A 26,593-nucleotide genomic window follows, 5' to 3' on the forward strand; every position below is an offset into this window, starting at 1 on the left:
ATATTTTTGTTCACTCTTCAAAAAAAATTCTAATAGTTCTTATTATCGAAAAAAAGTCGGCAGATGTAAAGGTATCTTGTTCATTTTCTAAAGAAAATGCAAAAAGAATGTCGAAAATATTCACTTTATTTTCAGACTTTTGCTAAAATGCCCCTCTTTTCGCAAAACAAGTATAAAAAACAGACACTGCTGGCAGTGCCTGTTTTCGGTTTTATTCATAAGGTATTAGAGTTAGTACATCGTAGCCATCTAGTTTGCTGCGACCGTTCAAGTAGGAAAGCTCTACTAAGAAGGCAATGCCTGCTACAATGCCGCCAAGCTGCTCTACAAGCTTGATTGTCGCTTCGATCGTGCCTCCTGTCGCCAATAAATCGTCCGTAATCAGCACACGCTGGCCCGGCTTCACGGCGTCTTTATGAATAGTCAGCAAGTCTTCGCCGTACTCTTTTCCATAAGCGACTTTTACTGTTTCACGCGGGAGTTTGCCGTCTTTGCGCACAGGAGCAAATCCAACCCCAAGCGCATAAGCCACCGGACAGCCGACAATAAAGCCGCGAGCTTCAGGACCGACGATTAAATCAATTTCTTTTTCTTTAGCAAATTCCACGATTTGATCTGTCGCATAACGAAAGGCGTCGCCATTATCCATTAATGGAGTAATATCTTTAAATTTAATGCCCGGCTTCGGCCAGTCCGGTACAATTTTAATATACGGTTTTAAATCCATGATTTAACTTCCTCCTCATTCTTAACAGGGGCATTCACGTGCTTATCCAGCCAGAGCTTTAATTCCTGGCATGAGGAATAGAGCAGCTGATTCTCCAGTTCAAATTGCATTTTCTTATTTTGATACGTTCGGGATTCATTCAAGTCCCGTTTAGGGGCTTGTGTATTTAAGTGAATGATTCCCTCACTTATTGTAACAAAGTCAAGTTCAAAAAACACTTTTGACATAAAATCAATGGTTTCCCGCGACCATCCTCGATACTTGGCCAACTGATCCCCGTTTTTGATTAAGTCTAAGCTTTTGCGTTTTAATAAAAAAGCATAGAACCATTTAAAATGGTCTCTTGTCGGCATGGTGCTGAAAAAGTGGCTTTCCTTTTGATAAAAATGGGCATAGATACGTGCCGGACAGCCCTGTTGCAATACAGCCTCGATGACTTCTACCTCCTCCGGCAGATCGACAAGTACAATATTCTTGTCATCAATGGATAGCTGTGAAGCTTCTTCACGGCTGCGAATCCATACCGTTTCTGACTGAAACTTCTCCAAGTTCAAGTCAGAAGCTGTTTCTTCTCTAAAGGTAATGAACAAGCGGTCCTTTGGAACCTGGCTGATCCACTTTTCAAACTGCCGATGTCCTCTGACGTCAAACAACTGCCATTGGTCGATCCGCAAATCTCTTAGAAACAGCTGCGGCTTGCGAATATTGTTCCATTCATTGATAGACAGCTCTCCAATGGCGGACACTTTTGAAAAAGGCGCCACATGATCCGCGTAATCCCCAAGTCCAAAGCCAATCGTATCAAGTGATCCGCTGCTTCCTTCCAGCTGAAGCTTTAAATGGGTCTTATCCGAACCAATTTTGCGAATTGTTGAGAAATCTGCTTTCTCGATAAGCACCTGCGGCTTCGGATTGCCCATTCCATAAGGCGCCAGCATGTTTAATTCCTCAATAACCGCCAGGCTCACCTGTTCCAGCGGCACAACGGCATCCAGCTCAGTCACAGGAATTAGATCTTCCGCAGATAACTGTTCATCCGCAAGTAAACAAAGCCTCTCTCTTAATTCATCCACATCAGACAGCGCCAACGTCATGCCTGCCGCCATTGGGTGTCCGCCAAAATGGGGGAGCAGCTCCCGGCATGCGGAAAGATTCTTAAATAGATCAAAGCCGGCAATGCTCCTTGCAGACCCTTTTGCTTTATTCGCTTCCTTGTCAAAGCTAAGCACAATAGCCGGACGGTAAAACGTTTCTACTAATTTCGATGCAACAATACCAATCACGCCGGCGTTCCAGTTTTCTTTTCCAATGACAATAACCGGATATTTCTCAGGCGGGTAATGAGACTGCACCATCTCCATTGCCTCTTTGGCAATCTCGGAGACAATCGTTTGCCGTTCTTTGTTCATCATGTCAATTTCCTGAGCCAGCTCTTTTGCTTCCGTCCGGTCTTTTGTAAGCAGCAAATCAACAGCCGGATCGGCATCAGCGAGACGGCCTACTGCATTAATGCGAGGAGCGATCATAAATCCTACTGTTTCCTCATCAACCGACTCCGGCTTTGTAGACGTTAACTGCAACAGTGCCTCAATGCCTGGCCGCGCCGCCTGCCGGAGCTTGTTTATCCCTGCCTTCGCAATGGTTCGATTTTCTCCCTTTAAAGGCACAAGATCTGCAATAGTTCCGACGGCTGCCAAATCCAGCAGATGTTCCGGCAGATAGCCATACAAAGCGTGAGCAACCTTAAAAGCCACCCCTACACCGGCTAAGTAAGGAAACGGATAGTTCCCTTCCGGAAGTTTAGGATGGATAATAGCCAATGCCTGCGGCAGCTCCGGTTCTGGTTCATGGTGATCCGTGATGATCAAGTCTATGCCAAGCTCAGCAGCCACAGCTGCTTCCTTCACTGCAGCAATTCCTGTGTCTACCGTAACGATTAGCTGATATCCCTGTTCTTTGGCCAAGCGGAAAGCCGCTTCATTCGGACCGTACCCTTCTGTAAAACGATTTGGAATGTAAAAGTCTGCCTTTGCTCCTAAATCGGTTAAGACGGTCATCATCACAGACGTGCTGCTGACTCCATCCGCATCGTAATCCCCAAAAATTAAAATAGGCTCTTCATCGGCAATTGCCTGATGAATCCGGTCAACTGCCGCTTTCATGCCGTCCAGCAAAAACGGATCATGAAATTCATTTCCTTTATCAAATAAAAAACTCCGCGCTGCATCCGTTTCAGTTATGCCGCGATTGATCAACAAAGAAGCTAACAGCGGGCTAATTCCCAATCTGTCTGTTAGTTGATCACGCATTTTCTCGTCTGTCTCCCGGACAATCCAGCGGGTTCGTGATTTTAACATACCTTCACCCCTCAGCCTTACTATTATACAAGAGTGAAAATCGTGATTCAACGCAAGCGTTCATTTTCCTTGCCGACCAACAGCAGAGTGTGGCTTTTTTGACTGATTTGCTTTTTAAAAAAAGGATGCCTTCGCGCCGAAAAACGGCTTTGGAGACATCCTTTCAAATTCTTATCATTTTTGTCTATTTATTGTCCATCAGGGGCTATTCGCTTTACCTGATCTGCAGGGGTGTTTCCCCTTCTTTCTGCCTTTAAATCGTGCAGCTCTTCCTTAAGCTTTTCGATTTGATGAATGAGGACATTGTTTTGCCGCTTTAAGCCAATCGTGCGAAATAAGCTCAGCAATCCGGAAATCAAACCTCCCATTAATACTGAAACAATGATGACAAGAATAAGCGGCCATTCTGATTGGCCAAACACATAGTTTACCTTCACCGGGTCCACATTGATCACGGCAAATACGGCAACAATCAGGGCAAAAAGAATAACAAGCAGCAAAGCAGATTGTGTTTTCATCTCTCCCCCTCCTTTTCTGTTATTTCTTTCCTTCCGTACTTGGCCGGTCTGGGTTAATATGAATAAACGCATCTTGGACATCAGGAAGCGAGAGCAGCTTGTTCTTTACCTTCTTTCCGATACTGTGTCCCTCTTCTACTGTTATCAAAGGATCTACCGCTATTTTCAAATCTACTACCACATAATGGCCGTGCTCCCTCGCATAAAGGGAATTAATTTGTCTGACATCCGGAACAGATAAGACGGCTTCCCTTAACTCCTTCGTATGCTCATCATGAAGAACATGGTCCATCGTGCTGTGAATAGATTCTTTCCCAACTTTCCAGGCAATCTTCAGAACAAGCAATGAAACAAGAAGGCCAGCCACGGGGTCTCCATAGACAAGCCACTCTATCCCAAGCTTTCCGCCCAGCAGCGCCGCCCCAATTCCAATCAGTGCCGCTACGGAAGAATAGACATCTGAACGATGCTCATATGCATTAGCGATTAATGCATCGCTCTTTAACCTTTTTCCCAATCTATACTTATATTGAAACATTCCTTCTTTAATCACGATAGATAAAAGGACTGCATACACCGCAATCGCTTTCGGCGGTTCAATCGTTTGAAAAAAAGCTTTAATGGAAGAAATTCCGATTTCTATCCCGACAATAACGAGCAAAATTGCTACAATAATAGCCGCGATCGACTCTGCTTTGCCGTGCCCATACGGGTGATCCTCATCCGGCGGACGCTTGGCAGCCCGTAAACCAATCCACACAGCAAGCGAACCGGCTATATCAGAAGCAGAATGGGCTGCGTCCGCAATCAGCGCCCGGCTGTTGCCAATATAGCCGCATATTCCTTTAAATACCGTTAAAAAAATATTCCCGACAATCCCGATGATAGCTGCAAACTCTGCTTTTTTAAATCTTTCCTCTGTCTCCATCTAACGGCCTCCTCCATTTTCTCTGTTATTTATTATGAACAATCTGCAGGAAATTCATGAAAAAGTCCTTTGATCAAAAAGAAGTGTTGTCCCATACGGCTCGAAAATAAAAACTGGTGAAGAAAATGGCTTGATTTTTCGCGGCTGATTGGAAGAAAGGCGGAGGCTCCTGCGGGAACAGCACGAACGGAAGCGAATAAAGCACGTTTTAGAGAAGAAAAGGGACCGGCCCAAAAAGTCATGTTTTATGACCTTTTGGGACAGTCCCTGAAAGTTCAATGGAAAGCAGCAGAATAGACGAGATGCTTCCGCTTTTTCAATTACACTTGCGGTTCGTCGCTCCATTGCTTTTTCTCTTTGTAGGTGATAATTGTTCCTTTTTTCTTCAGCTCTTTTTTCTTCCATACGAGCCATAATTGGGCCGCAATAAAGAGGGAAGAATACGTGCCTGAAACCAAGCCGACAAGCAGAGCAATAGAGAAATTGCGGATTGATTCACTGCCGAATAGGAGCAGAGCAATCACCGCGATAACAACCGTTAGAACGGTGTTAACCGAGCGCGTTAACGTTTGGCGCAAGCTCCCGTTCACAATGTCCTCCAGCTCTTTTTCTGTCTTGATTTTGCGCTTTTTCGCCATATTTTCACGCATACGGTCAAACGTAACGATCGTGTCATTAATAGAATAACCGATGATCGTCAGTACAGCCGCAATAAAAGTGATATCGACTTCAAGACGCGTCAAGCTGAAAAAGGCGACAATTAAGAAAGCATCATGAAGCAAGGAAATAATGGCTCCAAGCGCCATATAAATCTCGAAACGAATCGTTACGTATAAAACGATCCCGATAGAAGCAATAATCAGAGCGTACATAGCGTTTTTAGCCAGTTCTTTTCCGATCACCGGTGAAACGGTATTGATATTCGGCTCACTGCCGTATGTTTTAGCGAAGTGCTCTTTGACCTCAGCTATCTTATCTTGAGAAAACGATTCTTTAAAACGGGCCACGCCGATTTCTTTTTTCTCGCCCGAAAGAACGATATCATCAGTAGAAAGCCCGACTTCTTTTAATTCATCTTTGATGACAGCTTCCGTCAGCGGCTCTTTAGCCATGATTTCCAAGCGCGTTCCGCTTGAGAAATCAATTCCTAAATTTAATCTGAATATGCCCAGCACGATCATGCCGGCAATAATGATAACGGCCGAAAAAGCAAAAAACTTGCGGTGATGCTTCACAAAATCAAAGCGGTCAAAGCGCGTTGGCAAGTCCAGCGTATCATAGTTTTCGCTAATATCTTTAATGTCTTGGCGGCGGACTCCAAACCAGCCTGGCTTATCCTTAAGCCAATTACTGTTAACAAACAGTCCGAGCAACAGACGCGATCCCCAAATAGCGGTAATAAAACTGATGAGGATACTGATCATTAGTGTGGTTGCAAAGCCTCTGACCGAGCTTGTCCCGAAATAAAACAGAACAGCGCCGGCTAAAATGGTTGTCAAGTTCGCATCGAGAATCGTCAAGAAAGAGTTCTTATTCCCTTCTTTAAAAGCAGCCCTGATTGAACGGCCGACTTTAATTTCCTCTCGGATCCTCTCATACGTAATGATGTTGGCGTCCACTGCCATGCCGACCCCGAGAATTAACGCGGCGATGCCCGGCAGCGTCAAGACCACATTCATTAAGTCAAACACTAGCAAAATCAAATAAATGTAGACCGACAGAGTGACTGTCGCAATAAGCCCCGGAAGCCGGTAGTATAGCATCATGAACAAAAAGATGATCGAAATTCCGATGACTCCCGCAAAAATCATCTGATCAAGCGCCTTTTCACCGAATTGTGCACCGACAGAGGTAGAGTACACTTCCTTTAATTTAACCGGAAGCGCGCCGGCTTTTAACAAGGAAGCAAGGTTTTGCGCTTCCTCCACTGTGAAGTTCCCTTCGATTGTCACCTCATTAGTGTTGAACACTTCTCTGACATTCGGAGCGGATAGAAACTTCGGATCTTTTTGCTGTATTTCTTTTTGGAAAGAATCTTTCCCTTCTTCAAAATCCAGCCAGATCACGAGCTGATTGTTTGGCGCCATATTGAGTACATGCTCAGTGACTTCCTTGAATTTCTTGCTGCTTTTCAGCTTCAATGCAACATTCGGCGCCCCTTCTTGGGTGAAAGACTGCTCTGCCCCTCCTGGTGCAAGATCACTTCCATCCATCATGAGCTTATCATTCGCATCACGGAAAGATAAATTCGCCTGCGTTGAAAGCATCTTTCGCGCTTCATTCTGGTCTTCTACACCAGCCAGCTGGACACGAATGCGATTCCCTTCTTCAATCTGAATGCTCGGTTCGCTGACACCGAGAGCATTCACCCGTTTGTCGAGTGCTTTTGCCGTGTCGGCGACAACTTGTTCTGTAATCTTCTGTCCTTCCTTCGCCGGCTTTACTTCATATAAAACTTCAAAGCCGCCTTGAAGGTCGAGCCCGAGTTTTATATTGTTGACAATATCCTTCGTCGTAAGCCCGATTGCGCTTGCGAGCAGCAGCACAATAAGAAAAAAGGCTACGATCCGGCTGCGTTTTACCATTGTACAACTTCCCCCTTAATCCAAATCATCCGCAAACAATGAATACAATGATTTCCAAAATGATGAAAAAAATTCTGGTAAAAGGATACCAGAATTCCTTAACAAAACTATTATGAAGTAGAAAATAATTGCTGTCAATTTTACTTGCCTTTTTTCGTTCCAAGCAACTCCTTCAGCTCTTCCTCGTTCACTTCCTCAAACCAGTTCGTCGATCGGTACGCTTCAATGGTTGCATAATTCATGTACTCTCCCGGCATCATCGACAAAATATCGGCAACCAGTTCATGTACATGTATATCTTCTTCCGGCTTGCGCCATTTTTTTGCCGTTAAATATTTCCACAAAGAAGGAATATCAATGGTTCCGTAATTCAACAGCCGAAACTCCTCAACCTTGCTTTTTAATGCCGGCAGCAAATCTTGAAAATACTTATTGTATGGATGTATTTCCCCCATTTTCCCTTCCCCCTTTTATTTGGATCGCCGAGGCTTTCTCATGATTCTCCCTTTTTCCATTCACTTCTGCACGTGAATAAACTAGAAAGAATAGACATTAGGCTGCTGATGCAACAAAGCGTTTTATATTTAGAAGAATAAATGAACTTGTCATGCTTGCCCGACTAGATAGCATATATATCATTGTAAAGCAATTCATCTATTTTGAGAAGGCAGGGAGACAGATGTCAAAGTTTTTAAAAGGGACACTCGTTTTAATGGCAGCTACACTTATCGTAAAAATACTCGGCTTTGTCAACCGCATTGTAATCGCCCGGCTGATCGGCGAGGAAGGTGTCGGCTTGTACATGATGGTGTTCCCGTCATTCATCCTAGTTGTCACGCTCACACAGATGGGGCTCCCTGTGGCCATATCAAGAAGTGTTGCCGCTGCTGAAGCACGGGGCGACATTGCCAAAATGAAACGAATTTTAGCCGTATCGCTTTCTATTACTCTCTCATTGTCCTTGCTATTTACACCGGCACTGCTGATGATGGCTCCTTACCTGTCAAAAACGCTGTTTACCGATCCGCGCACCTATTATCCGCTAATCGCGATTACACCGGCCATTCCGGTTATTGCTGTTTCATCCGTACTGCGCGGTTATTTTCAAGGCCGGCAGAACATGAAACCGGCGGCCTATTCCCAGGTGCTAGAGCAGGTCGTTCGCATTGGCTTAATCGCCTTATTTACCAAGCAAATGCTGCCGCACGGCATTGAGTACGCAGCAGCTGGAGCTATGGCAGCCGCTACTTGCGGGGAACTCATCTCTTTGCTTTATTTGCTGCTGATGTTCCGGTTTAATAAAACGTTTCTGCTTCGCCGCCGCTTTTTCCGGGCGATCCGCACTGGGAAAGAAACAGCTAAAGAACTATTCGAAGTCGCACTTCCGACAACCGGCAGCCGGCTGATCGGTTCGCTCGGATGGTTCTTTGAGCCCATCGTTGTCACCCAAAGCCTGGCTATTGCCGGGGTGACGGCCGTGGTCGCCACCAAGCAGTACGGGGTGCTAACCGGTTATGCCCTTCCGGTAATGTTTTTGCCGTCATTTGTCACATTAGCTTTATCAACCTCTCTTGTTCCGGCTGTCAGTGAGGCTTATGCCAAAAAGCAGTACCGGCTCCTTGAACATCGCGTTCAGGAGGCCTTGCGTTTTTGCCTTGTAACAGGCGGGCTTTCGGTTCTGCTTTTATTTCTGTATGCCGAACCGCTTATGCAATTTATGTATCACTCAACGAATGGCGCTCGTTTTATCGTGTTGATGGCTCCTTTTTTCTTATTTTATTACTATCAAGGACCGCTGCAAGCTGTTTTACAAGCTTTAAACTTAGCAAATGCCGCTATGATTAACAGCCTGATCGGGGTATCTGTAAAGCTTGCCGTTATCTTTATCTTCGCTTCTCAGCCGCAATTCGGCATTTACGGGGCTGCACTCGGCATGGCCGCCAGTATTTTGCTCGTTACTCTTTTGCATTTAGCAACCGTCTTTAAGAAAATTACCCTGACATTAAATGTTCACCAGTATGCTAAATTTTCCTTTGTCATGATAACTTCTTTTTTTATCAGCCGCTTTCTGAACGGTTTATGGTTAGACAAGGCCGGCTCCTTTACTTATCTTGCTGCCGGCGCAGCTGCATCCGCCCTTTGCTATTTCCTCTTGTCTCTTCTGCTCGGCCTTATTACTAAACAAGACTTGTCACGGATGCCGCTAATTAAAAGGTTTATTAAGTAAACAGGTTCCTTGGATGTTGCCTTGCGCAGAGAACAAACCGCCTGTTCATCGCTCTTTTTCATCAATAAACAGGCGGCCATCATGAAAACTGCAAAACGAAATATCTTTTATGTTTTTATAGCCTCTTTTCTTTAATTCGCGGCTCAGCCATTGTTCCGTTTTGCCGATCATTTGCAAATGCTCAAGGTGAAGATCGCCGTCAAGCACAATAGGCAAAGTAAAGGAACCGGCCTTTCCTGTCTTTTCTTTTGGAAGGACGGATAAAGATCCGGATGTTTCTAATATGGCAAATTCAATATCATCAATGTGCCGAATATCCTTTTCACGCAATTGGAGAAGAAGGTCGTGATAATTATATCGATGCCTTTTCATCGCTTTTTCATCAATTTTCCCATGCTTGATAATAATTTCAGGCTTTCCGTCGATAAACTCACGGAATCTCACGCTTTTAAGCGAGATGTAGGCCAGGCTGATTTGGATAATGACGAGAATAAAAATCGGCACAAGCGTATGCATCAACGGATCATTCGGCTGCTCGATCGCAATAACCGCCATTTCGCCAATCATTAAAAACACAACCAGATCCAAAATACTGAGTTCGCCTATTTCCCTGCGGCCCATCAGCCGGAATACAAATAAAATAACGATATATAAAAATATCGCCCGAAAAATGATTGTCCAATAAACCATGGAACTCTCCTTTAGATGAAGTAATGTCATCTTTAGTGTGAGCCTGCGGGAAGAAAACATGAAATCCAAACAATGGAAAGTAAGGAGGACTTTAACGTGAAGACTTTCAGCTATGGAATTATGTATGGAACCATCGTCATTTTTGTCTTTGCTGGTGTGTGCAGCCTCGTCTTTTCTCTTATTTTACGGTTCAGTTCATTAAATGAAGCATCCTTGCAGCTCTCCATTACGATCGCTTCATTCCTTGCTCTTTTTATTGGAGGTGTTATTTCCGGGAAACTTTCCGGACAAAAAGGCTGGCTCTCTGGCGGAGCAGCAGGACTTTTGTACAGCCTCATTATGATTCTGTACCAGTATCTTGGCCATAACTCCATGTTCAGCTGGGAGCAGTCTATTTATCACCTCTGCTTTATCCTCACAGCCATGATGGGAGGTGTGCTTGGCGTAAATGTTTCTTCGGAAAAATAAAAAAAAGCAAATCAGCCTTTGGGTTGATTTGCTTTTTTATTTCTTTATTGTGGAACGGCTGCTTTTTCAGATACTTCGCGAATAGCTGAACGATCGTATGTAAGACGGCTGCCATCTCCGCATTTGATCACGACAGTGCCTTCCTCGATTGCATCGATAAATCCGTGCAAACCGCCAATCGTGACAATCTTATCTCCCTTTTGCAAACTGCTTTGCATTTCTGCTACTGCCTTTTGACGCTTTTGCTGCGGGCGGATAAGCAAAAAGTAGAACAAAACAAACATCAACACGAGCATGATAATTGACTGCATAATTTCACCCCTTTCTAAGAAGGATGTTTAGAAGTTCTTCGCGTCAGGACGATTAAAGCCGTAAGCTTCGAAAAACTCTTCTCTAAAATCACCCAAGCGGTCTTCTTTAATCGCTTCTCTTACTTGTTCCATTAATTTTATCAGAAAATATAAGTTATGGTAAGTTGTAAGCCTTATGCCAAACGTTTCATTGCAGCGAATGAGGTGGCGGATATAGGCACGTGAATAGTTGCGGCATGTATAACAATCGCAATTTTCATCAAGCGGACCATAATCCCGCGCATATTTGGCATTTTTCACAACAAGCCGGCCTTCACTTGTCATCAATGTTCCGTTTCTGGCAATTCGCGTCGGCAGTACACAGTCAAACATATCAACCCCGCGAATGGCCCCATCAATTAAAGAATCTGGCGAACCGACTCCCATCAAATAGCGCGGCTTATGCGACGGCAATAGCGGCGTTGTAAATTCAAGGACACGGTTCATCACATCCTTCGGCTCACCTACTGACAAGCCGCCGATGGCATACCCTGGAAAGTCAAGCGAGACTAAATCATTGGCGCTTTGGCGGCGCAATTCTTCATATTCTCCACCCTGCACAATGCCAAACAGCCCTTGATCCTCCGGACGCACGTGTGCATTCAAACATCTTTCCGCCCATCGAGAAGTTCTTTCAACTGAACGCTTCATATAATCATATTCTGCCGGATACGGCGGACACTCGTCAAATGCCATCATAATATCAGAACCAAGTGCATTCTGAATCTCCATTGCTTTCTCAGGAGACAAAAACAGCTTGTCTCCATTTAAATGGTTGCGAAAATGAACGCCTTCTTCTTCAATCTTGCGGAAATCACTTAAAGAAAACACCTGAAAGCCGCCAGAATCCGTTAAAATAGACCGGTCCCAGTTCATAAATTTATGAAGACCGCCCGCTTCTTTAACGATTTCGTGTCCGGGGCGCAGCCAAAGATGATATGTATTACTTAAAATAATGTTGGCACCCATTTCCTTTAGTTCTTCCGGGGACATCGTCTTGACAGTCGCCAATGTTCCTACCGGCATGAAGACAGGCGTTTCAAAGCTTCCGTGCGGTGTATGAACACGGCCGAGACGGGCTCCCGTCTGCTTGCATGTTTTAATTAACTCGTATTTAATTGCTGGCAAATCAATGCCACTCCTTTCTAATATAAAGACGGAAACGGCTATAAGCAGCCGCTGATATCCGCTTCTTCACGCCATGAAAACCAGAAGCTGCAATCATTGAAGCTCCTTGGCTTTCACTCGTGAATGATTATTTAATGAGCATAGCATCCCCGAAGCTGAAAAAGCGATATTTTTCGTCCACCGCTTCATGATACGCCTTCATTACATGCTCTTTGCCGGCAAGAGCGCTGACGAGCATGATTAATGTAGACTTCGGCAAATGAAAGTTGGTAATCATGCCGTCAATGGCTTGAAACGGAAAGCCCGGATAAATAAAAATGTCGGTCCAGCCGCTTGCCGCCTCAATGCGGCCGTCATGATCCCGTGCGACTGTTTCGAGCGTCCGTGTCGATGTCGTGCCGACACTGATAATGCGGCCGCCGGCTTCCTTGACTTGCTGAATGAGACGGGCGGTTCCTTCCGATACATGGTAGAACTCCGCATGCATTTCATGTTCTTCAATCGTATCGACAGACACCGGACGGAATGTGCCTAACCCTACATGCAGCGTTAAAAAGGCCGTATGCACGCCCATTCCTCTAATTTCCTCGAGCAGCTCTTCAGTGAAATGCAGTCCGGCTGTAGGAGCAGCAGCTGATCCCCGTTCCTTAGCAAAAACGGTCTGATAACGGTCCTTTTCCTCCAGCTGCTCTTTAATATACGGCGGCAGAGGCATTTCGCCGAGCTCGTCAAGCACCTCATAAAAAATGCCTTCGTACGAAAACTCGAGCACCCGGCCTCCATGTTCCTTTTCCTCTACACATACAGCCTGAAGCCGGCCATCTCCAAATGTAACCTGGCTGCCGGCTTTTATCCGCTTTGCCGGCTTGACGAGTGTTTCCCAGCGGTCGCCCTCTTCCTGCCTGAGCAGCAGCACTTCTATTTTCGCGCCGGTATCTTCCTTTGTTCCATACAGGCGGGCAGGCAGCACCTTCGTGTCATTTAATACAAGGCAGTCCCCAGGCTGCAAAAACGAAGTGATATTTTTAAATACGTCGTGTGTAATTGCGCCTGTTTTCTTATCAAGCACCATCAGCCGGCTCTCTGTCCGCTCAGCAAGCGGCGTTTGTGCAATTAGCTCTTCAGGCAGATTAAAATCAAATTCCTCTACTTTCACTTTCTTCATCCCTATCTTTTTATTTCCATTTTCCAATAACATAAAAAATGAATGACAGCACAACACTGACAATAATAGACGTCATAATAGGAAAATAAAATGTTGTGTTTCCTTTTTTAAATAGCAGATCACCGGGCAAGCGCCCGATTTTAACGAACTGCATAACAAGGCCGAATACAAATAGGATGACTCCTAGCAGCATCAAGGTCTTACCGATTCCGCTCATTTACCGGAACCTCCATCTGAAAATGATGATACACGAGCTCACTGACGATTCGCCCGCGCGGCGTCCGCTGCAAAAAGCCGATTTGCAGCAAATACGGCTCATACACGTCCTCAATCGTGCCGGCTTCCTCACCGATGCTGGCAGCAATCGTTTCCACACCGACCGGGCCTCCGCGAAAGCGTTCGATAATCGCTTTGAGAAGCTTATGGTCAATATGGTCAAGTCCTCTTCGATCAACCTGCAGCAGCTCAAGTGCTTCTGCTGCCAATTCGTACGTAATCATTCCGTTGCCTCTTACTTGCGCATAGTCACGCACCCGCTTTAAGAGGCGGTTGGCGATTCGCGGTGTGCCTCTTGACCGGCGGGCAATTTCTGCGGCACCGGACGGATCGATGTCCGTATGAAAAATGTCAGCCGTTCTTAGCACCACTTCGCGCAGCTGCTCCTCACTGTAATATTCCAAGCGGCTCAACACACCGAAACGATCACGAAGCGGCGCAGAAAGCGAGCCAGCCCTCGTTGTCGCTCCAATTAACGTAAACGGCGGCAAGTCTAGGCGGACAGAGCGTGCGCTTGGCCCCTTGCCAATCACGATATCCAGACAAAAGTCTTCCATTGCCGGATACAGCACTTCTTCTATCGCGCGAGGCAGCCGGTGAATTTCATCAATAAACAGTACATCTCCCGGTTCAAGTGACGTTAAAACAGCAGCCAAATCCCCAGGTCTCTCAATCGCCGGACCCGCTGTTGTCCGCATTTGCACGCCCATTTCATTGGCGATAACAGCTGCAAGCGTTGTTTTGCCGAGTCCGGGCGGCCCGTATAATAACACATGATCAAGAGTTTCCTGACGCTGCCGGGCAGCCTCGATAAAGATGGCCAAATTGCTTTTCACTTGTTCTTGGCCAATATATTGTTTCAGCGTTTGAGGACGCAGTGACTGTTCCTCGTACAACTCTCCCACTTCAGCCGCTCCGGAAACGATGCGTTCTTCCATCGCACGATCACTCCCTCATTCATTTATCCATTCAGCAACAGCTGCAAGCCTTTTCGGATATATTGATCGGTCGTTAACTGCTCTGCTTGAAGCTTCTTGCTGATCCTTTTAATTTCCTTGGCTGAATATCCAAGAGCCTCCAAAGCAAGGAGCGCCTCTTCCAGCTCGGCACAAGCGGCCGGCTTTTGCCCCATGCCGTCCGGATGAAACAAGTTCGGGAAAAACTCCGGCACAACATCTGCCAATTTCCCCTTTAAGTCAAGGATCATTTGCCTGGCGGTTTTCTTGCCGACCCCGGGAAATTTCGTCAAAAACTTCTCGTCTTCCTGTTCAATGGCCGATACGACCTGCTGAGGTTCGCCGCTTGCGAGCACAGCCAGCGCCCCTTTGGGTCCGATGCCTGATACTGAAATTAACTTTTCAAACAACCGTTTCTCTTCTATAGAAATAAATCCATACAGCGCCAGTACGTCCTCCCGCACATGTTGGTAGACATAGACGGTAACTGTCTGTTGTTCGTATTTTGCAAAGACAAACGGATTAGGTGTTAATATTTGAAAACCGATGCCGCCATTTTCAATAACAATATATTCCGGTCCTACGAACGCTACGCTGCCTTTAATATACTCGTACAAATTAATTCGCTCCCCTACACTGCGCATTACTCCTCATTGTATCATAACATGATTTGCCCGTGAAAAAAACAAAAAGAAACGTCTGTTCCTATGCCTGCAGTGCCTCATTAGCCGCTTGCTTTCCTTTGCGAAACTAACCGGATGAATGTGCTGCGGTATTTCTCCTCTGTTTTTTCCTACTATTTTCTCCAAAAAGAGAAAATAGCAAACAAAAAGACTGTCACCAGGGACAGTCTCAGCCTATAGACAAACGGAATGACAAGGGAAGTTTATCCTCAGTCTTTTTACTTTTCTTGCAGATAGGGGCTATTGATTTCCATTCCAGGCGCTTCGCTTTCCACAGGAGTCTTCGCGCCTTCCATTTCAATCAACAGAGGTTATAAAAAAAAGCCAGCTGTACAAAACGCTTGAGGTGAGGAAGAGGATTCCGAAACACCCCCCATCCAAGAAGATCAAACAGACAATGTTAAGGGGGTTTAAAAAACAGACAACGCAGGCGATGCTTACTTTCGCTGCCATGAACCTTAAGGAAATGGTCTGAATAATGAACTTGGAGAGGTCGGTTATTCTCACAGATAGCCCGACATTCACCTAAAAAAAACAGAAAAGGGAGCGGAATGAGATCATTCCACTCCTCCTTTGATCGACAAATCAAAACTGTCACTAGGATGGTCTTACACTATAAATTTGGATGTTCGGTTTCCATTGCAGCATGCTTTATCAGCAGCCCATTAATTAGGAGAAACCATTCCTCCTGCACCTGCAGAGCTGATGTCATCATCCGCTTGTGTGTTCTTTACTTTTTGATAAGGGCTCTCCGGCTCTGTGTTTTTATTTTTATCGACCGAAATCACTTCAATTCCCTCTTTACTTAATATTTTTTGCAGCCGTTCCGCAAAATCACCGTCCATCTTGCTTTCATCATACTGAAGCTCTGCATTTACTATTTTCATGTTATTCTCCTCGCTTTCCTTAGTGTATAGTTCTTCTTTTCCCGGCTCCTCCTGAGTTAAACGCCGGTCTGACCCACGGTTAGAGCCGCAGTTGCAATTTCCTGAAAAGCCGTGTATAGTGTAAGTATCAGCTGCGTTGTGCGTAACCTTAATAAAGTTTTAACCTTTAAGCTGAAATAGGGAGTTTTAAATTGAAGCTGAAATGTCACGCCTCATTGCTATGAGGACGACAGGAAAGTTTCTGCAAACACCCACTTTATGGAGTGGTGGTTTTAAAACTTCATTAAACGTACGGCAACTGCGGCCTTTTCTTACATAATTCAAGCCGGTTTCCTTTTGGAAACCGGCTTTCTTGTTTATTCTTGGTGTTATTTTGTTTCCCTGTGCAGCGTATGCTTTTTTAAACGAGGGCAGTATTTTTTTAATTCTAAACGCTCTGGATTGTTTCGTTTGTTTTTGGTTGTTATATAATTTCTATCTCCTGTTTCTGTACAAGCTAACGTAATGGTTACTCTCACTTTTCATTCTCCTTTGATTTTATTTTTATTGAACGGCGGCAAAGGGCGGCAGCGGATCTTTGAGCCTGGACCATTCTTCTTGCTGCTCCTCCTCTGTTAATAAACAGGCATCCAAGGACTGTTCGATCTCCTCTTTGCTCATGCCGATTCCGATAAATACAAGCTCTGTCAGCCGATCGCCATACTCCTCATGCCATCTCTCCAGCAGTTCAGGCTCTTCGCTGAGTATTTGCTGTTGTTCCTCAGCAGGATAAGCTGCAACCCACTCACCCGCTCCTTGAAGTACAATAGAGGGACCTGCCTGTGATAAAATGCAGGCTATATTGTTGCGGGAAGCAAGCCAAATAAATCCCTTCGCTCTGACTACGTCTTCGGGCCAGTTCTCAAGCCAGTCCATGAAGCGCTCCGGATGAAACGGAAGCTGCCTCCGGTATACGAAAGACGACAGATTATATTCCTCTGTTTCCGGGATGTGTTCATTATTCAATTCCTTGATCCACCCCGCACTTTGGCTTGCTTCTTCGAAATCAAACAGCTTCGTATCCAGCACTTGATCAAGCGAAATCTCGCCATGGGCTGTTGAAATGATATCTGCCTGAGGATTTAGCTTTTTCAGAACCGCTTGGAGTTCCAAAGCTTCTTCCCTTTTCACAAGATCTGTCTTGTTCAATATGATTACATTGGCAAACTCAATTTGGTCAATTAACAAGTCCACCACTTCTCTCGTATCCATTTCATCTGCAGCCTCTTTTCGGTCAAGCAAACTTTCGCCTGAAGAAAAGTCAGCCCAAAAACGGTTGGCATCGACTACCGTAACCATCGTATCCAGCCGGCAAAAAGCCGACAAATCAATTCCTAAGGATTCATCCACGTATGTAAATGTCTGAGCGACCGGCACGGGCTCGCTAATTCCTGTTGACTCAATCACGATATAGTCTATATCTCCTGCCTTGGCCAGCTTTTCCACTTCTTTAATTAAATCCTCGCGAAGTGTGCAGCAAATACAGCCATTTTGCATTTCTACAAGTTTTTCCTCTGTCCGTGCAAATCCCCCTTGTTTAATGAGCGCAGCATCAATATTAACCTCGCTCATATCATTCACAATGACCGCTACTCTTTTTCCTTCTCTGTTTTTTAAAATATGATTCAGCAACGTTGTTTTGCCAGCACCTAAATAACCGCTTAACACAGTTACAGGAATTTTGCTCTTCATTCCAACCTCTCCTTGCTTTTGATAAACCGTTATGATTACGATTTATATAATATATTTCTCTCTTGTATACCGCTTACTGCTTATTTCCATCTTTCTTAAACAGCGTCTTAAATCAAAATCATTACGATTTAAAATCTATAATAAAACGTAATCATTACTATTTGCAAGTGTTTTTTCAAAAATTACAATAGAATAATCCTGCAGAAGCGGTTCATTTTTAAAAGAACCTGCTTCTGCATGAAAGTTATCTTTCCTTCCTGATCTGAAAATTACTTTGCAAAAGCTGCCAATTTTGCGGGAAAGGATAGCCGAGCACCCAGTAGCTGATCCCGCGAAGACCATATTCCTTAACAACGTCAAACTTCGCCTGAGCGCTGCGGGCATCTTCAAACCATACCTCATGCATGCGTCCTTGTTCATCAACGTACTGGAAAAACGGAGACTGGGTGGCAGAATCATACTGGATAGCCGCTCCATACTGAATCGCCCGACGAATGGCCTCTTGCATATCAAATGTCTGAGCCTCCTGTCCTTGCCGATGCGGAAGCAGCCAATCTCTCGCATAAAGCTGGAAGCCAAAAAATAATTTATTTCGTGGAATAACAGAAACAGCATAGTCTAGCACCCGCCTAATTTGATTAAGCGGGGAAATAGCTTGCGGCGGTCCAAAACGGTAGCCCCATTCGTAAGTCATCAGGATGACAAAATCAACAATCCGCCCATGTGCCTCATAATCATGGGCTTCATATAATACCCCTTTCTGATCACCGCTCACTTTAGGAGCTACAGCGGTCGAAACAAAGAAGCCTGCTGCGTGCATTCGCTCTACCGCCCGCTGCAAAAATTGATTATACCGTTCGCGGTCAGCCGGAAATACATTTTCAAAATCAATATTTATTCCTCTGTATCCTTTTCTTCTCATGATGTCGATCGCATTGGTTAACAATTTGTCCTGCAGTTCCCTGCTTCCTAGAATCGTACTGGCAAGCCGTGATCCAGGGTTGCTGGCAGTAAAATTTGTAATGGCCATCATTGGCACCACCTGCTCAGCACGGGCCGCCTCCATTGTCGCTGTGTCATTGATCGATTCCAGTCCGCCGTCTGCTCTCATAATGTAAGCAAAAGGCGAAACGTATGTGAGATACTCTCCTGTTTCACGAACTTGACGGGCTCCTTCTTCTCCCATTTCTATTGTATAAGCATTCACATCAATAACGGGCCGCTCAAATGGGATCAATAATACGAGCCCCGGATAAATATCACCTGCACCTTGAACGTTATTGATCCTCATTAGTTCTCTTAGATTTGTGCTGTACCGCTGAGCAATCTGTGCCAGAGTTTCTCCTTCTTCAACTACATGCCGCCTTGCTGGAATGTACAAAACCATTCCCGGGGTGATGCGTTCAGGATTGCTGATCCCATTGATCCGGGCAAGCTCCCTGACCGTTACTCCATACTGTTGGGCAATTTTCCGAAGGGTTTCTCCTTCCCGCACAGTATGCCGCCGGGCTAGAAGGGGAATCAGCAAAGCCTGGCCAATCACAAGGCGGTCACGGTCAGGAAGCTCATTGACCCTCTCAATCCGGGCAGCCTCCACCCCATACTTACGGGCTAATTGATTGAGCGTCTCTCCTTTTCGAATCACATGTATAATCATAGATGTCTCCTCCAAATGATCGTCATATGACTATACATATGCAGCCCAGGACGATAGAAAACCTCTTATTGCAATATTCACTAAAAAATAACGGAGTTTAAAAACGAAACAGCCCCTTGCCGTTACTGCGCAAGGGAGACTATTCCGAGAGGTCTGCCATTCTCTCCAAGCGCCTGAAATCAAAAAAGTTCGGAATAATCCCATTCCTAAACCCTTTGATCGATAAACGAAAACAGGAGCCCGGAGGCCCCTGTTTATTGGTCTGTACTAAAGCGGGCATTTTTTAAATCAATTGGTCCGCCATCACGCAAGTCATTGTCAAGGACACGAATATAGTTAAAGGTGCCGATATCATCAGCCACTTGAACTGGGGCGCCTTTGGCATAGCGCTCTATTGTCTGTTTCACTTGGCTCTTTACTGCCTTTGCATCGCTATTTTTCGCCACCTGCAGTGCAACGGTGATTTCTTTATCGCCAATAAATGTTTGAGCATCAAGAACACCATCTACCTCTTCTGCTTTGCTCGTCAGCTTTTCGGCCAATTTGCCATTATAATTCGTGTAATACGAATTTTTCTTTTGGACATTCTGTACGCTCTTATGGCCATGGTAATTGGCATCACTGTTATAAGGCTGCTCATTATCACGCTCAAAGAAACTCCTGTCTTCTTTCGCCAGCGGTTTAGATGGGTTTTGCGGATGACCGTGGCCGTCACCAGCTTGTAAATAACGATCTTTTTCTTCCCTTATCGTTCTTTGCTCTTTCCCGACGGAATGGTCATACCATTCTGTCAGAGGGCCGTCATGGCGGTCATTGGCATCCTTATGACCAGCATTTGAAAAGTATCCCTGCGGTTCATAGCGATTATTTCCGCCGTAGCCGCTTTCGCTTTCAATTCCACACGCGGCAAGTCCAGCCGATACAGACAATACAACGAAAGCTTTCAATGTTTTCTGCATGCCCTCACCCCTGAACTGTTAGTCGGGCAGATAATGCCCTTCTTAGTTTGCAGAGGCAGAGAATTCTTATCCATAACGGCGCTCCCATTCTTCCTTCCATTTTCTGAAAAAATGCAGCCGTTGCATAAATGGCTGTACCGTCAGCTCATATGCGTGCTTGTAAGCAGCAGGCTTCTCTTTTAAAGGGGCATACAGCCATCGCCGGCATTCCCGAAAAACATCGGCTGGAAACAGCGTGTAAAGCAACCAGTTTTTCTGTTGAGCATGTCGGGATACAGCCTGATGCTCCAGCACCTTTTCCAATTTCCAGCCAACAAGCGGCAGCACGCGGTGCGTCCATTGCACATAATCAAATAAACCGGGGGCCTGCGCAGCCAAGTCAAAATCAATCAAGTAAAGCACATCCTCAGACGAACGAAAAAAGTTATGCGCAGCTACATCCCCATGAATTAAAGCGGCTGCTTCTCTATCCTGCTCCCCATTAGAAAGACGGTCTAAGCACCACTTTCCCATTTCTGCATAGTTATCTAACACGGCTGAGGGAAAGCAGCGGGCCAGCTCGGCAAACTCGCTTTGAAAGGCAGCCAGCCGTTTGCTCCATTTCCCTGTTTGATCAAATTTTGGAAACCCCGCAGCGATGCCTTCGGGCAGCTTCTCTGTTTGCCGATGGAAAAGAGACAATAACTGCAATGCTTCTTCTCTTTCCCCACTAGTTCGAAAAGAAAATGGCTTTTTAGCTGGCTGGATATACGGCATAATGGCAAAAAACTGGTTTTCAAATTTAATTGGCCCGACGGAATGGAAAGGAATGACTTGCCTAAATCCATTGTCCAGTAAAAAACGGGATAATTGTATTTGCTTTTTCAGCTGGTCAAGAGAAGCATACCTTTTGAAAAACCATTTATTCCTGTTGGTAACAATTAGCCATTTTCCTTTTTTCAATGAAAAAACGGTTTGGATAGTTTCCTCCAAGCGGCCGGATAATAGAAAAAGGAGACGAGGTGTTAATCCGTCTCCCTGCTGAAAATTACTCTTCATTCTCTTCGTCGGTGCGCTGGCAGCCGCAATCTGACTTCCCTGGCATGGCCTGAGAAGGAAATTGATTAGGCATCGCCATGCCGCCGGCCGGGTACATCATTGATGAAGGATGGTAACCTTGCATATAAGGCTGATGCATGACTGGCATCGGGTAAGCAGCAGGCGGCTGATACGCCCCCATTACTTGGGGATAGGCGCCATACTCCGCTGATTCCATTCCATATTCCATTGACGGCATATAACCGGCAGCTGGCATTACCGGTGTCATTGGCACGCAACAACTCTGCTGCGGATAACACGGCATCGGACACGGCGCCATACTTGGATACATAGCCGGTGCGTACATCGCCGGTGCATGTGCGATTGGCGCATTCATCATTGGCATATTCGGCATATTTGGCATCGGTTCATTCGGCATCGGCATGTTCGGCATATTTGGCATCGGCTCATTCGGCATTGGCATGTTCGGCATATTTGGCATCGGCTCATTTGGCATTGGCATGTTCGGCATATTTGCTATTGGGGCATTTGGCATTGGCATGTTTGGCATGTTTGGCATAATATTTGGCATGCCTCCATGCATTACTTGAACATGGTCAGACGATGGGTAGTGCATCATTGGATAATGAGATGAAACTTCTTCTGATGAAGACTCCATCATTCCTTCAACCATCTCATAGGATGGCGGCATGGAAGGTGCCGCATGAATCGGCATCGGCATACACCAATGAGGATGAAATCCTGGGTATGCATGGTAGCCATGCATGGCTGGAGCCATTTGAGATTGATTCACATATGCATTCATCGGATATTCCTTGCCTCCTTGTGCTGGTGGCGCCATCTCTATCTTCGGCATAGGTGGCGGTGCGATTGGTATATTCTCGCTTTCGATCGCTTCTTCTTTTTTATCAAGCCCCGGAAAAATATTATCGGGCTTTACAGGCGGAGACGGAGGAGGAGACGGTGCCGGCGGCTGAACCGTCTGCTGCATCTGTTCCATATTCATCTGAAAAATTTGATTGATCTCCACTTCAGGTATCACGGGCGGAAGCGGAGGCTTTGGCTGTTCTTTCATTGGAGGGACCGGTTTCGGCTGCTCCTTTACCGGCTTCGGCGGAGGAGCAGGAGGTGCTTCTTGCACTGGCTTCGGCATTTCTTTTGGCAGTTTTGGCATCTCTTTCGGTGCGTTCGGCATCTCCTTCGGCGGCTTTGGCATCTCTTTCTTTGGGGTGACCGCTGGTGTCGGTACTTTAATCTTCATGCCCGGCATAATTAAGTCCGGATTGGACAATTGCGCATTTAGCTTTTTTAGCTCATCAAAATTCACTCCGTATTTTTTAGCAATCGTCCAGAGTGTATCTCCTTTCTGCACAATATGGATTCTCATTTTCTCCCTCCTCAGACATTCGTCGTAGTATATGTGAGCGATGCGAATTTGTGAACGAACCTACACCAAATTGTATGCTTCCATAAAAGAAGTTATGAGAAAAGAATAGTTCTAGGGGTGAAACTAGCTAGTAGCTATTCAAGAAAAAAGCTTCCAGCAGAAATCTGATAATGGCCTAAATGATGGAGTCCAAGAGATCAGTCTCTCTTAAATAGCTTGAAAGCCGCGAAAAATCAAAAAAGGTTCGGAATGAGAGCATTCCGAACCTCCTTTATCGACAAATTACTGCCTGCTGCAGGCAGATGACTCGAATTATCTATTTAACATGCGCTCTAATGCCAGTACAGCTTCGCGGGCCGTTTGCTCCTCTACTTTAATGACATTCCCTTCTTTGTCTTCAACAATTGTTTCCAGTGACCAAAGCAAGTGGGGAAGATCAATTCGGTTCATTGTCAAGCATGGACACATATTCGGGTTTAATGAAATAATGTGTTTATCAGGATGCTGCTGAATCAAGCGGTTGACAAGATTCATTTCTGTTCCAATGGCCCAGGCGCTTCCTATCTCCGCCGCTTCGATTTGTTCAATAATATACTTTGTTGAACCATTGTCATCGGCTAAGGCCACTACCTCGCGTTTGCATTCCGGATGCACGATAATCCGCATCGATGGATCAGCAGCCCGAATGTGTTCAACGTTTTGGATTGTAAAGTTTTCATGAACAGAACAATGGCCTTTCCACAAAATCACTTTTACTTGGCTTAATTCGCCGTCATATTCTAATTCGTTGCTAATTGGATTCCATACAGCCATTTCATCTAGTCCAATTCCTAAATCAAAGGCGGTATTGCGGCCCAGATGCTGATCCGGCAAGAATAAAATCCTTTCTTTTTGCTCAAAGGCCCATTGAACCATCGCATGAGCGTTAGAGGAAGTAACGGTTGCTCCGCTGTTGCGGCCAACAAAAGCTTTAATAGCTGCAGTGGAATTGACATATGTCAAAGGCAGCATCGTATCGCCGAATAAGGCCTGCAGCTCTTTCCAAGCCCTCTCTGTTTGATAAATATCTGCCATATCCGCCATCGAACAGCCAGCCCGCATATCAGGAAGAATCACGGTCTGTTCCGGAGTCGTTAAAATATCAGCTGTTTCTGCCATAAAATGGACTCCGCAAAACACAATATGCCTGGCCTTCTTATTCTTTGCAGAGATTTGTGCCAGTTGCAAAGAATCGCCGACAGCATCAGCAAATTGAATAACTTCATCACGCTGATAGTGGTGGCCCGGAATAAACAGTTCCTCTCCAAGCTGCTGTTTAATCTCCCTTACTCTTTCTTCCATTTCTTCCTTCTTCATTTGACGATATTTGTCCGGTAAATCAAAAGACGGCTGTTTAAGCATTTCCAAGATAGACATGATCCGCTTCCTCCTTGACAGAATCCGTGATGACTTTTGCACTAATATCCAATGCACGAATAGAGTGGGTCAGAGCACCAAGTGAAATCCAATCAACACCGCTTTCCGCAAACGGCCGAATTCCATCAAGCGGAATGCCGCCAGAAGCCTCTGTTGCAACTCCTTCAGGGACAAGCGGAAGCCATTCCTGAATTTCTTGAGGTGTCCGATTATCGAACATAATAATATCGGCCCCGGCTTCCACCGCCTCGGCCAGCTGTTGCTTCGTTTCTATTTCCACTTCGATTTTCACTGTATGCCCAACAGTCGCCCGGGCTTTCTCTATTGCTTGCTTAATCCCTCCGGCAAATGCAATATGATTATCCTTCAGCATCACTGCATCGTAAAGGCCGCGCCGGTGATTATAGCCTCCGCCTGCTTTCACTGCATATTTCTCAAGCATCCGCAGTCCGGGCGTTGTTTTGCGTGTATCGCAAATTTTAGCGCGGGTACCGGCTGTTTGTTTAACGGCGGCGGCTGTCGCCGTTGCGATACCGGACATTCGCTGAATCAAATTAAGAACGACGCGTTCTGCCTTTAATAGTCCTTGCATGGTCCCGGCTACTTCTGCCAGCACCGTGCCGGGAACAATCATTTCCCCATCATTTACCGCTATATTTACGACAGCAGAGGGATCAATCAAGGTAAAGCCGCGCTGCAAAATTTGCCCTCCGCAAAAAATCCCCGCTTCTTTTGCCACTAAAGTAAATGATCCCCTGTCTCCGCGCGAAAAAAGCGCCTCTCCGCTCAAGTCCCCATCTCCAATGTCCTCTATAAAAAACTGTTTAAGCATGGATTCTAATTGGATTTCGTTCATGCTGTCCACCTCTTATATTTATTCGGTCCTTCGTCTGTATGACTCTCTTGCCCCGCCAATGTACTTCTTCAGCCATAAAATCTGTGCGGATATGCGCACCTCGGCTCTCCGTGCGAAGCAAAGCAGCCCGGCTGATTAAATAACTGTTTATGCTCATATAAATCTTCTCAATGGCCTCTTGCTCCAGCTCATCCAACCCGCTCTCTATCCATTCTCGAACCCCTAAAGCTTCTAAATAACGAACATGGCTTTGCAAGTTTTCCGGTGTGCGGATAATGCCCGCTGCCTTCATCGTTCGGTTCCGCAGCTCCTCCTTCGAGAATCCGCCAGCTGACTCAGCCGGCAGCTGGCTGTCATAATAGAAAACGCGCGCCGGCAACTGGCTTGCCGGCAGCCGGCGGTTAATAAAAGCAGCTAGCCGACGGCCGTATACAATCCCTTCAAGCAATGAATTACTCGCCAAACGGTTGGCCCCATGGACACCGCTGTGAGCGGCTTCCCCGACCGCATATAATCCAGGAATCGTTGTGCATCCATTTGAATCAACGGATATTCCGCCCATTAAAAAGTGGCTTCCAGGCGCCACAGGAAGGAGGCCATCACTAATAGATACACCATTCCTTTTACATAACGCGGTAATCGTCGGGAATTGCTTTTCAAAATGCTCCATGCCGCGTATATCAAGAAAGACCTCTTTCCCTTTTGTCCGTGCCTTATAAATTTCATAAGCTGCAATATGACGCGGAGCCAAGTCTTTTAGCGGATGAACTCCCTCCATCAGCAAAGAACCAGACCCGTCAATCAGCTTGGCGCCGGCCCCTCTGACTGCCTCGGAAATTAAGCCTTGGGCAGCTCCGTTCGCAAAAAGCAAGGTAGGATGAAATTGGACAAATTCCATATCTGCAATTTCTGCGCCGGCACGAAAAGCTATGGCTACCCCGTCCCCCGTCATCGTCGGCTGATTGGAAGTAGCCGGGTAAACCGCGCCGGCCCCTCCAGTCGCTATTACTACGTGGGGCGCCCAGCAGTAACTAATCACTCCCTCTTTACTTTTTGTTTTTACCCCGATGCAAAGGGAGCGGTCTTCAGACAGTAAACAGTCATAAGCCATTTCGCCCTCGATAATCTCCACATTTTCCGGCAATGTCGCCAGCAAATGCTCGACTGTGTGCCGCCCCGTAGCATCTCCGCCGGAATGAATAATTCTCTTGGCGCTATGCGCCCCTTCCAGACCAAGTGACGGCTGTCCATCTGCGTCCCTGTCAATGTGGAGACCGCCAGCAATCAGTTCCTTGACCGCAGCGGCCCCCTCATCGGCTAATCGCTCGACTTCTTCTATAAAATGATGGTGTCTTCCTGCATTTAATGTATCCTCTACATGCGAATGGATGCTGTCGCCTTTATCAATTACTGCCGCAATCCCGCCTTGCGCAATATAAGAATTGCTTTGTCTGATTTTTGTTTTTGTGAGAATAATCACATGACTAGTTGAATGAAGATGATGGGCCAGTTGCAAAGCAGCTAATCCGCTGCCGACGATAATGACATCCGCTTGTCTATTCATTATTTTCCCCTCTTGTTTTAACAGGTGTCTTGACACATAT

Annotated in this window: 25 protein-coding genes and 1 other RNA gene; 3 read left to right on the forward strand and 23 right to left on the reverse strand. The window is 45.8% G+C overall.

Annotated features, from left to right (window positions below):
* Positions 1-211: 211 nt before the first annotated feature.
* The 6 genes from BBA02S_RS02320 to BBA02S_RS02350 all read right to left on the reverse strand — a co-directional run bounded on the left by BBA02S_RS02320 (position 212) and on the right by BBA02S_RS02350 (position 7,570).
* Complete coding sequence (locus tag BBA02S_RS02320; protein WP_041097448.1) at positions 212-727, reverse strand: adenine phosphoribosyltransferase; 516 nt, start codon at positions 725-727, stop codon at positions 212-214.
* The gene (recJ, locus tag BBA02S_RS02325) at positions 718-3,084 is read right to left on the reverse strand and encodes a single-stranded-DNA-specific exonuclease RecJ (RefSeq protein ID WP_041113964.1); all 2,367 of its coding nucleotides are present in this window, start codon (positions 3,082-3,084) and stop codon (positions 718-720) included. Before recJ ends, BBA02S_RS02320 begins: the two co-directional genes overlap by 10 nt.
* Before the next feature lie 188 nt (positions 3,085-3,272).
* Complete coding sequence (locus BBA02S_RS02330; protein WP_041097452.1) at positions 3,273-3,602, reverse strand: LapA family protein; 330 nt, start codon at positions 3,600-3,602, stop codon at positions 3,273-3,275.
* A 19-nt stretch (positions 3,603-3,621) separates the two neighbouring features.
* Positions 3,622-4,530 (reverse strand): cation diffusion facilitator family transporter, encoded by a 909-nt coding sequence (locus BBA02S_RS02335; protein WP_041097454.1) that lies wholly within the window; start codon positions 4,528-4,530, stop codon positions 3,622-3,624.
* Between the two features lie 320 nt (positions 4,531-4,850).
* Positions 4,851-7,115: a protein translocase subunit SecDF gene (gene secDF / locus BBA02S_RS02345; protein ID WP_041113963.1), complete on the reverse strand. Its 2,265-nt coding sequence runs from the start codon at positions 7,113-7,115 to the stop codon at positions 4,851-4,853.
* Positions 7,116-7,255: 140 nt separating this feature from the next.
* Positions 7,256-7,570 (reverse strand): post-transcriptional regulator, encoded by a 315-nt coding sequence (locus BBA02S_RS02350; protein ID WP_041097460.1) that lies wholly within the window; start codon positions 7,568-7,570, stop codon positions 7,256-7,258.
* A gap of 224 nt (positions 7,571-7,794) precedes the next feature.
* Here BBA02S_RS02350 and spoVB point away from each other — a divergent pair, with 224 nt between their 5' ends.
* Positions 7,795-9,342 (forward strand): stage V sporulation protein B, encoded by a 1,548-nt coding sequence (gene spoVB, locus BBA02S_RS02355; protein WP_041113962.1) that lies wholly within the window; start codon positions 7,795-7,797, stop codon positions 9,340-9,342.
* 45 nt (positions 9,343-9,387) lie between these two features.
* On the opposite strand, the gene BBA02S_RS02360 is transcribed toward spoVB, so the two are convergent.
* Positions 9,388-10,032, reverse strand: coding sequence for a DUF421 domain-containing protein (locus BBA02S_RS02360; protein WP_041097464.1), 645 nt, complete (start codon positions 10,030-10,032; stop codon positions 9,388-9,390).
* A gap of 96 nt (positions 10,033-10,128) precedes the next feature.
* Between BBA02S_RS02360 and BBA02S_RS02365 the strand changes: the two genes are divergently transcribed.
* Positions 10,129-10,500: a TIGR04086 family membrane protein gene (locus tag BBA02S_RS02365; protein WP_231557197.1), complete on the forward strand. Its 372-nt coding sequence runs from the start codon at positions 10,129-10,131 to the stop codon at positions 10,498-10,500.
* 44 nt (positions 10,501-10,544) lie between these two features.
* Here the strand turns inward: BBA02S_RS02365 and yajC are convergent, their stop codons facing one another.
* The 7 genes from yajC to BBA02S_RS20515 all read right to left on the reverse strand — a co-directional run bounded on the left by yajC (position 10,545) and on the right by BBA02S_RS20515 (position 15,945).
* Positions 10,545-10,811: a preprotein translocase subunit YajC gene (gene yajC / locus BBA02S_RS02370; protein ID WP_041097468.1), complete on the reverse strand. Its 267-nt coding sequence runs from the start codon at positions 10,809-10,811 to the stop codon at positions 10,545-10,547.
* Positions 10,812-10,838: 27 nt separating this feature from the next.
* Complete coding sequence (gene tgt / locus BBA02S_RS02375; protein WP_041097470.1) at positions 10,839-11,978, reverse strand: tRNA guanosine(34) transglycosylase Tgt; 1,140 nt, start codon at positions 11,976-11,978, stop codon at positions 10,839-10,841.
* Positions 11,979-12,105: 127 nt separating this feature from the next.
* On the reverse strand, positions 12,106-13,134 hold the full coding sequence (gene queA / locus BBA02S_RS02380) for a tRNA preQ1(34) S-adenosylmethionine ribosyltransferase-isomerase QueA (RefSeq protein ID WP_041098227.1): 1,029 nt from the start codon (positions 13,132-13,134) through the stop codon (positions 12,106-12,108).
* Positions 13,135-13,153: 19 nt separating this feature from the next.
* On the reverse strand, positions 13,154-13,360 hold the full coding sequence (locus BBA02S_RS02385) for a DUF2905 domain-containing protein (protein ID WP_082028136.1): 207 nt from the start codon (positions 13,358-13,360) through the stop codon (positions 13,154-13,156).
* Positions 13,344-14,357, reverse strand: coding sequence for a Holliday junction branch migration DNA helicase RuvB (gene ruvB, locus BBA02S_RS02390; RefSeq protein WP_041097472.1), 1,014 nt, complete (start codon positions 14,355-14,357; stop codon positions 13,344-13,346). Before ruvB ends, BBA02S_RS02385 begins: the two co-directional genes overlap by 17 nt.
* A gap of 23 nt (positions 14,358-14,380) precedes the next feature.
* On the reverse strand, positions 14,381-14,992 hold the full coding sequence (ruvA, locus tag BBA02S_RS02395) for a Holliday junction branch migration protein RuvA (protein ID WP_041097474.1): 612 nt from the start codon (positions 14,990-14,992) through the stop codon (positions 14,381-14,383).
* Positions 14,993-15,723: 731 nt separating this feature from the next.
* The gene (locus BBA02S_RS20515) at positions 15,724-15,945 is read right to left on the reverse strand and encodes a hypothetical protein (protein ID WP_041097476.1); all 222 of its coding nucleotides are present in this window, start codon (positions 15,943-15,945) and stop codon (positions 15,724-15,726) included.
* Positions 15,946-16,070: 125 nt separating this feature from the next.
* On the opposite strand from BBA02S_RS20515, the gene ssrS reads away from it, so the two are divergent.
* A non-coding RNA gene (gene ssrS, locus BBA02S_RS02400) (6S RNA) lies at positions 16,071-16,256 on the forward strand.
* A 57-nt stretch (positions 16,257-16,313) separates the two neighbouring features.
* Here ssrS and rpmG read toward each other — a convergent pair.
* The 9 genes from rpmG to nadB form a co-directional block, all read right to left on the reverse strand.
* On the reverse strand, positions 16,314-16,463 hold the full coding sequence (gene rpmG / locus BBA02S_RS02405; RefSeq protein ID WP_041097478.1) for a 50S ribosomal protein L33: 150 nt from the start codon (positions 16,461-16,463) through the stop codon (positions 16,314-16,316).
* Positions 16,464-16,488: 25 nt separating this feature from the next.
* Positions 16,489-17,676 carry a GTP-binding protein gene (locus BBA02S_RS02410; protein WP_041097480.1) on the reverse strand — a complete coding sequence of 396 codons (1,188 nt, stop codon included), beginning with the start codon at positions 17,674-17,676 and terminating at the stop codon, positions 16,489-16,491.
* 244 nt (positions 17,677-17,920) lie between these two features.
* Complete coding sequence (locus BBA02S_RS02415; RefSeq protein WP_041113961.1) at positions 17,921-19,333, reverse strand: LysM peptidoglycan-binding domain-containing protein; 1,413 nt, start codon at positions 19,331-19,333, stop codon at positions 17,921-17,923.
* 254 nt (positions 19,334-19,587) lie between these two features.
* On the reverse strand, positions 19,588-20,292 hold the full coding sequence (locus tag BBA02S_RS02420; RefSeq protein ID WP_041097484.1) for a YhcN/YlaJ family sporulation lipoprotein: 705 nt from the start codon (positions 20,290-20,292) through the stop codon (positions 19,588-19,590).
* A 66-nt stretch (positions 20,293-20,358) separates the two neighbouring features.
* Positions 20,359-21,330: an aminoglycoside phosphotransferase family protein gene (locus tag BBA02S_RS02425; protein ID WP_041113960.1), complete on the reverse strand. Its 972-nt coding sequence runs from the start codon at positions 21,328-21,330 to the stop codon at positions 20,359-20,361.
* Complete coding sequence (safA, locus tag BBA02S_RS21160) at positions 21,320-22,717, reverse strand: SafA/ExsA family spore coat assembly protein (protein ID WP_052477337.1); 1,398 nt, start codon at positions 22,715-22,717, stop codon at positions 21,320-21,322. Before safA ends, BBA02S_RS02425 begins: the two co-directional genes overlap by 11 nt.
* Before the next feature lie 312 nt (positions 22,718-23,029).
* Positions 23,030-24,133, reverse strand: coding sequence for a quinolinate synthase NadA (gene nadA, locus BBA02S_RS02435; protein WP_041113959.1), 1,104 nt, complete (start codon positions 24,131-24,133; stop codon positions 23,030-23,032).
* On the reverse strand, positions 24,111-24,989 hold the full coding sequence (gene nadC, locus BBA02S_RS02440; protein ID WP_041097490.1) for a carboxylating nicotinate-nucleotide diphosphorylase: 879 nt from the start codon (positions 24,987-24,989) through the stop codon (positions 24,111-24,113). Before nadC ends, nadA begins: the two co-directional genes overlap by 23 nt.
* The gene (nadB, locus tag BBA02S_RS02445) at positions 24,958-26,553 is read right to left on the reverse strand and encodes an L-aspartate oxidase (RefSeq protein WP_041113958.1); all 1,596 of its coding nucleotides are present in this window, start codon (positions 26,551-26,553) and stop codon (positions 24,958-24,960) included. The genes nadC and nadB overlap by 32 nt, the downstream gene beginning before the upstream one ends.
* Positions 26,554-26,593 lie beyond the last annotated feature (40 nt).

It is taken from the genome of Bacillus badius NBRC 15713 (genome assembly GCF_001591605.1).
Taxonomy (GTDB): Bacteria; Bacillota; Bacilli; order Bacillales; family Domibacillaceae; genus Pseudobacillus; species Pseudobacillus badius.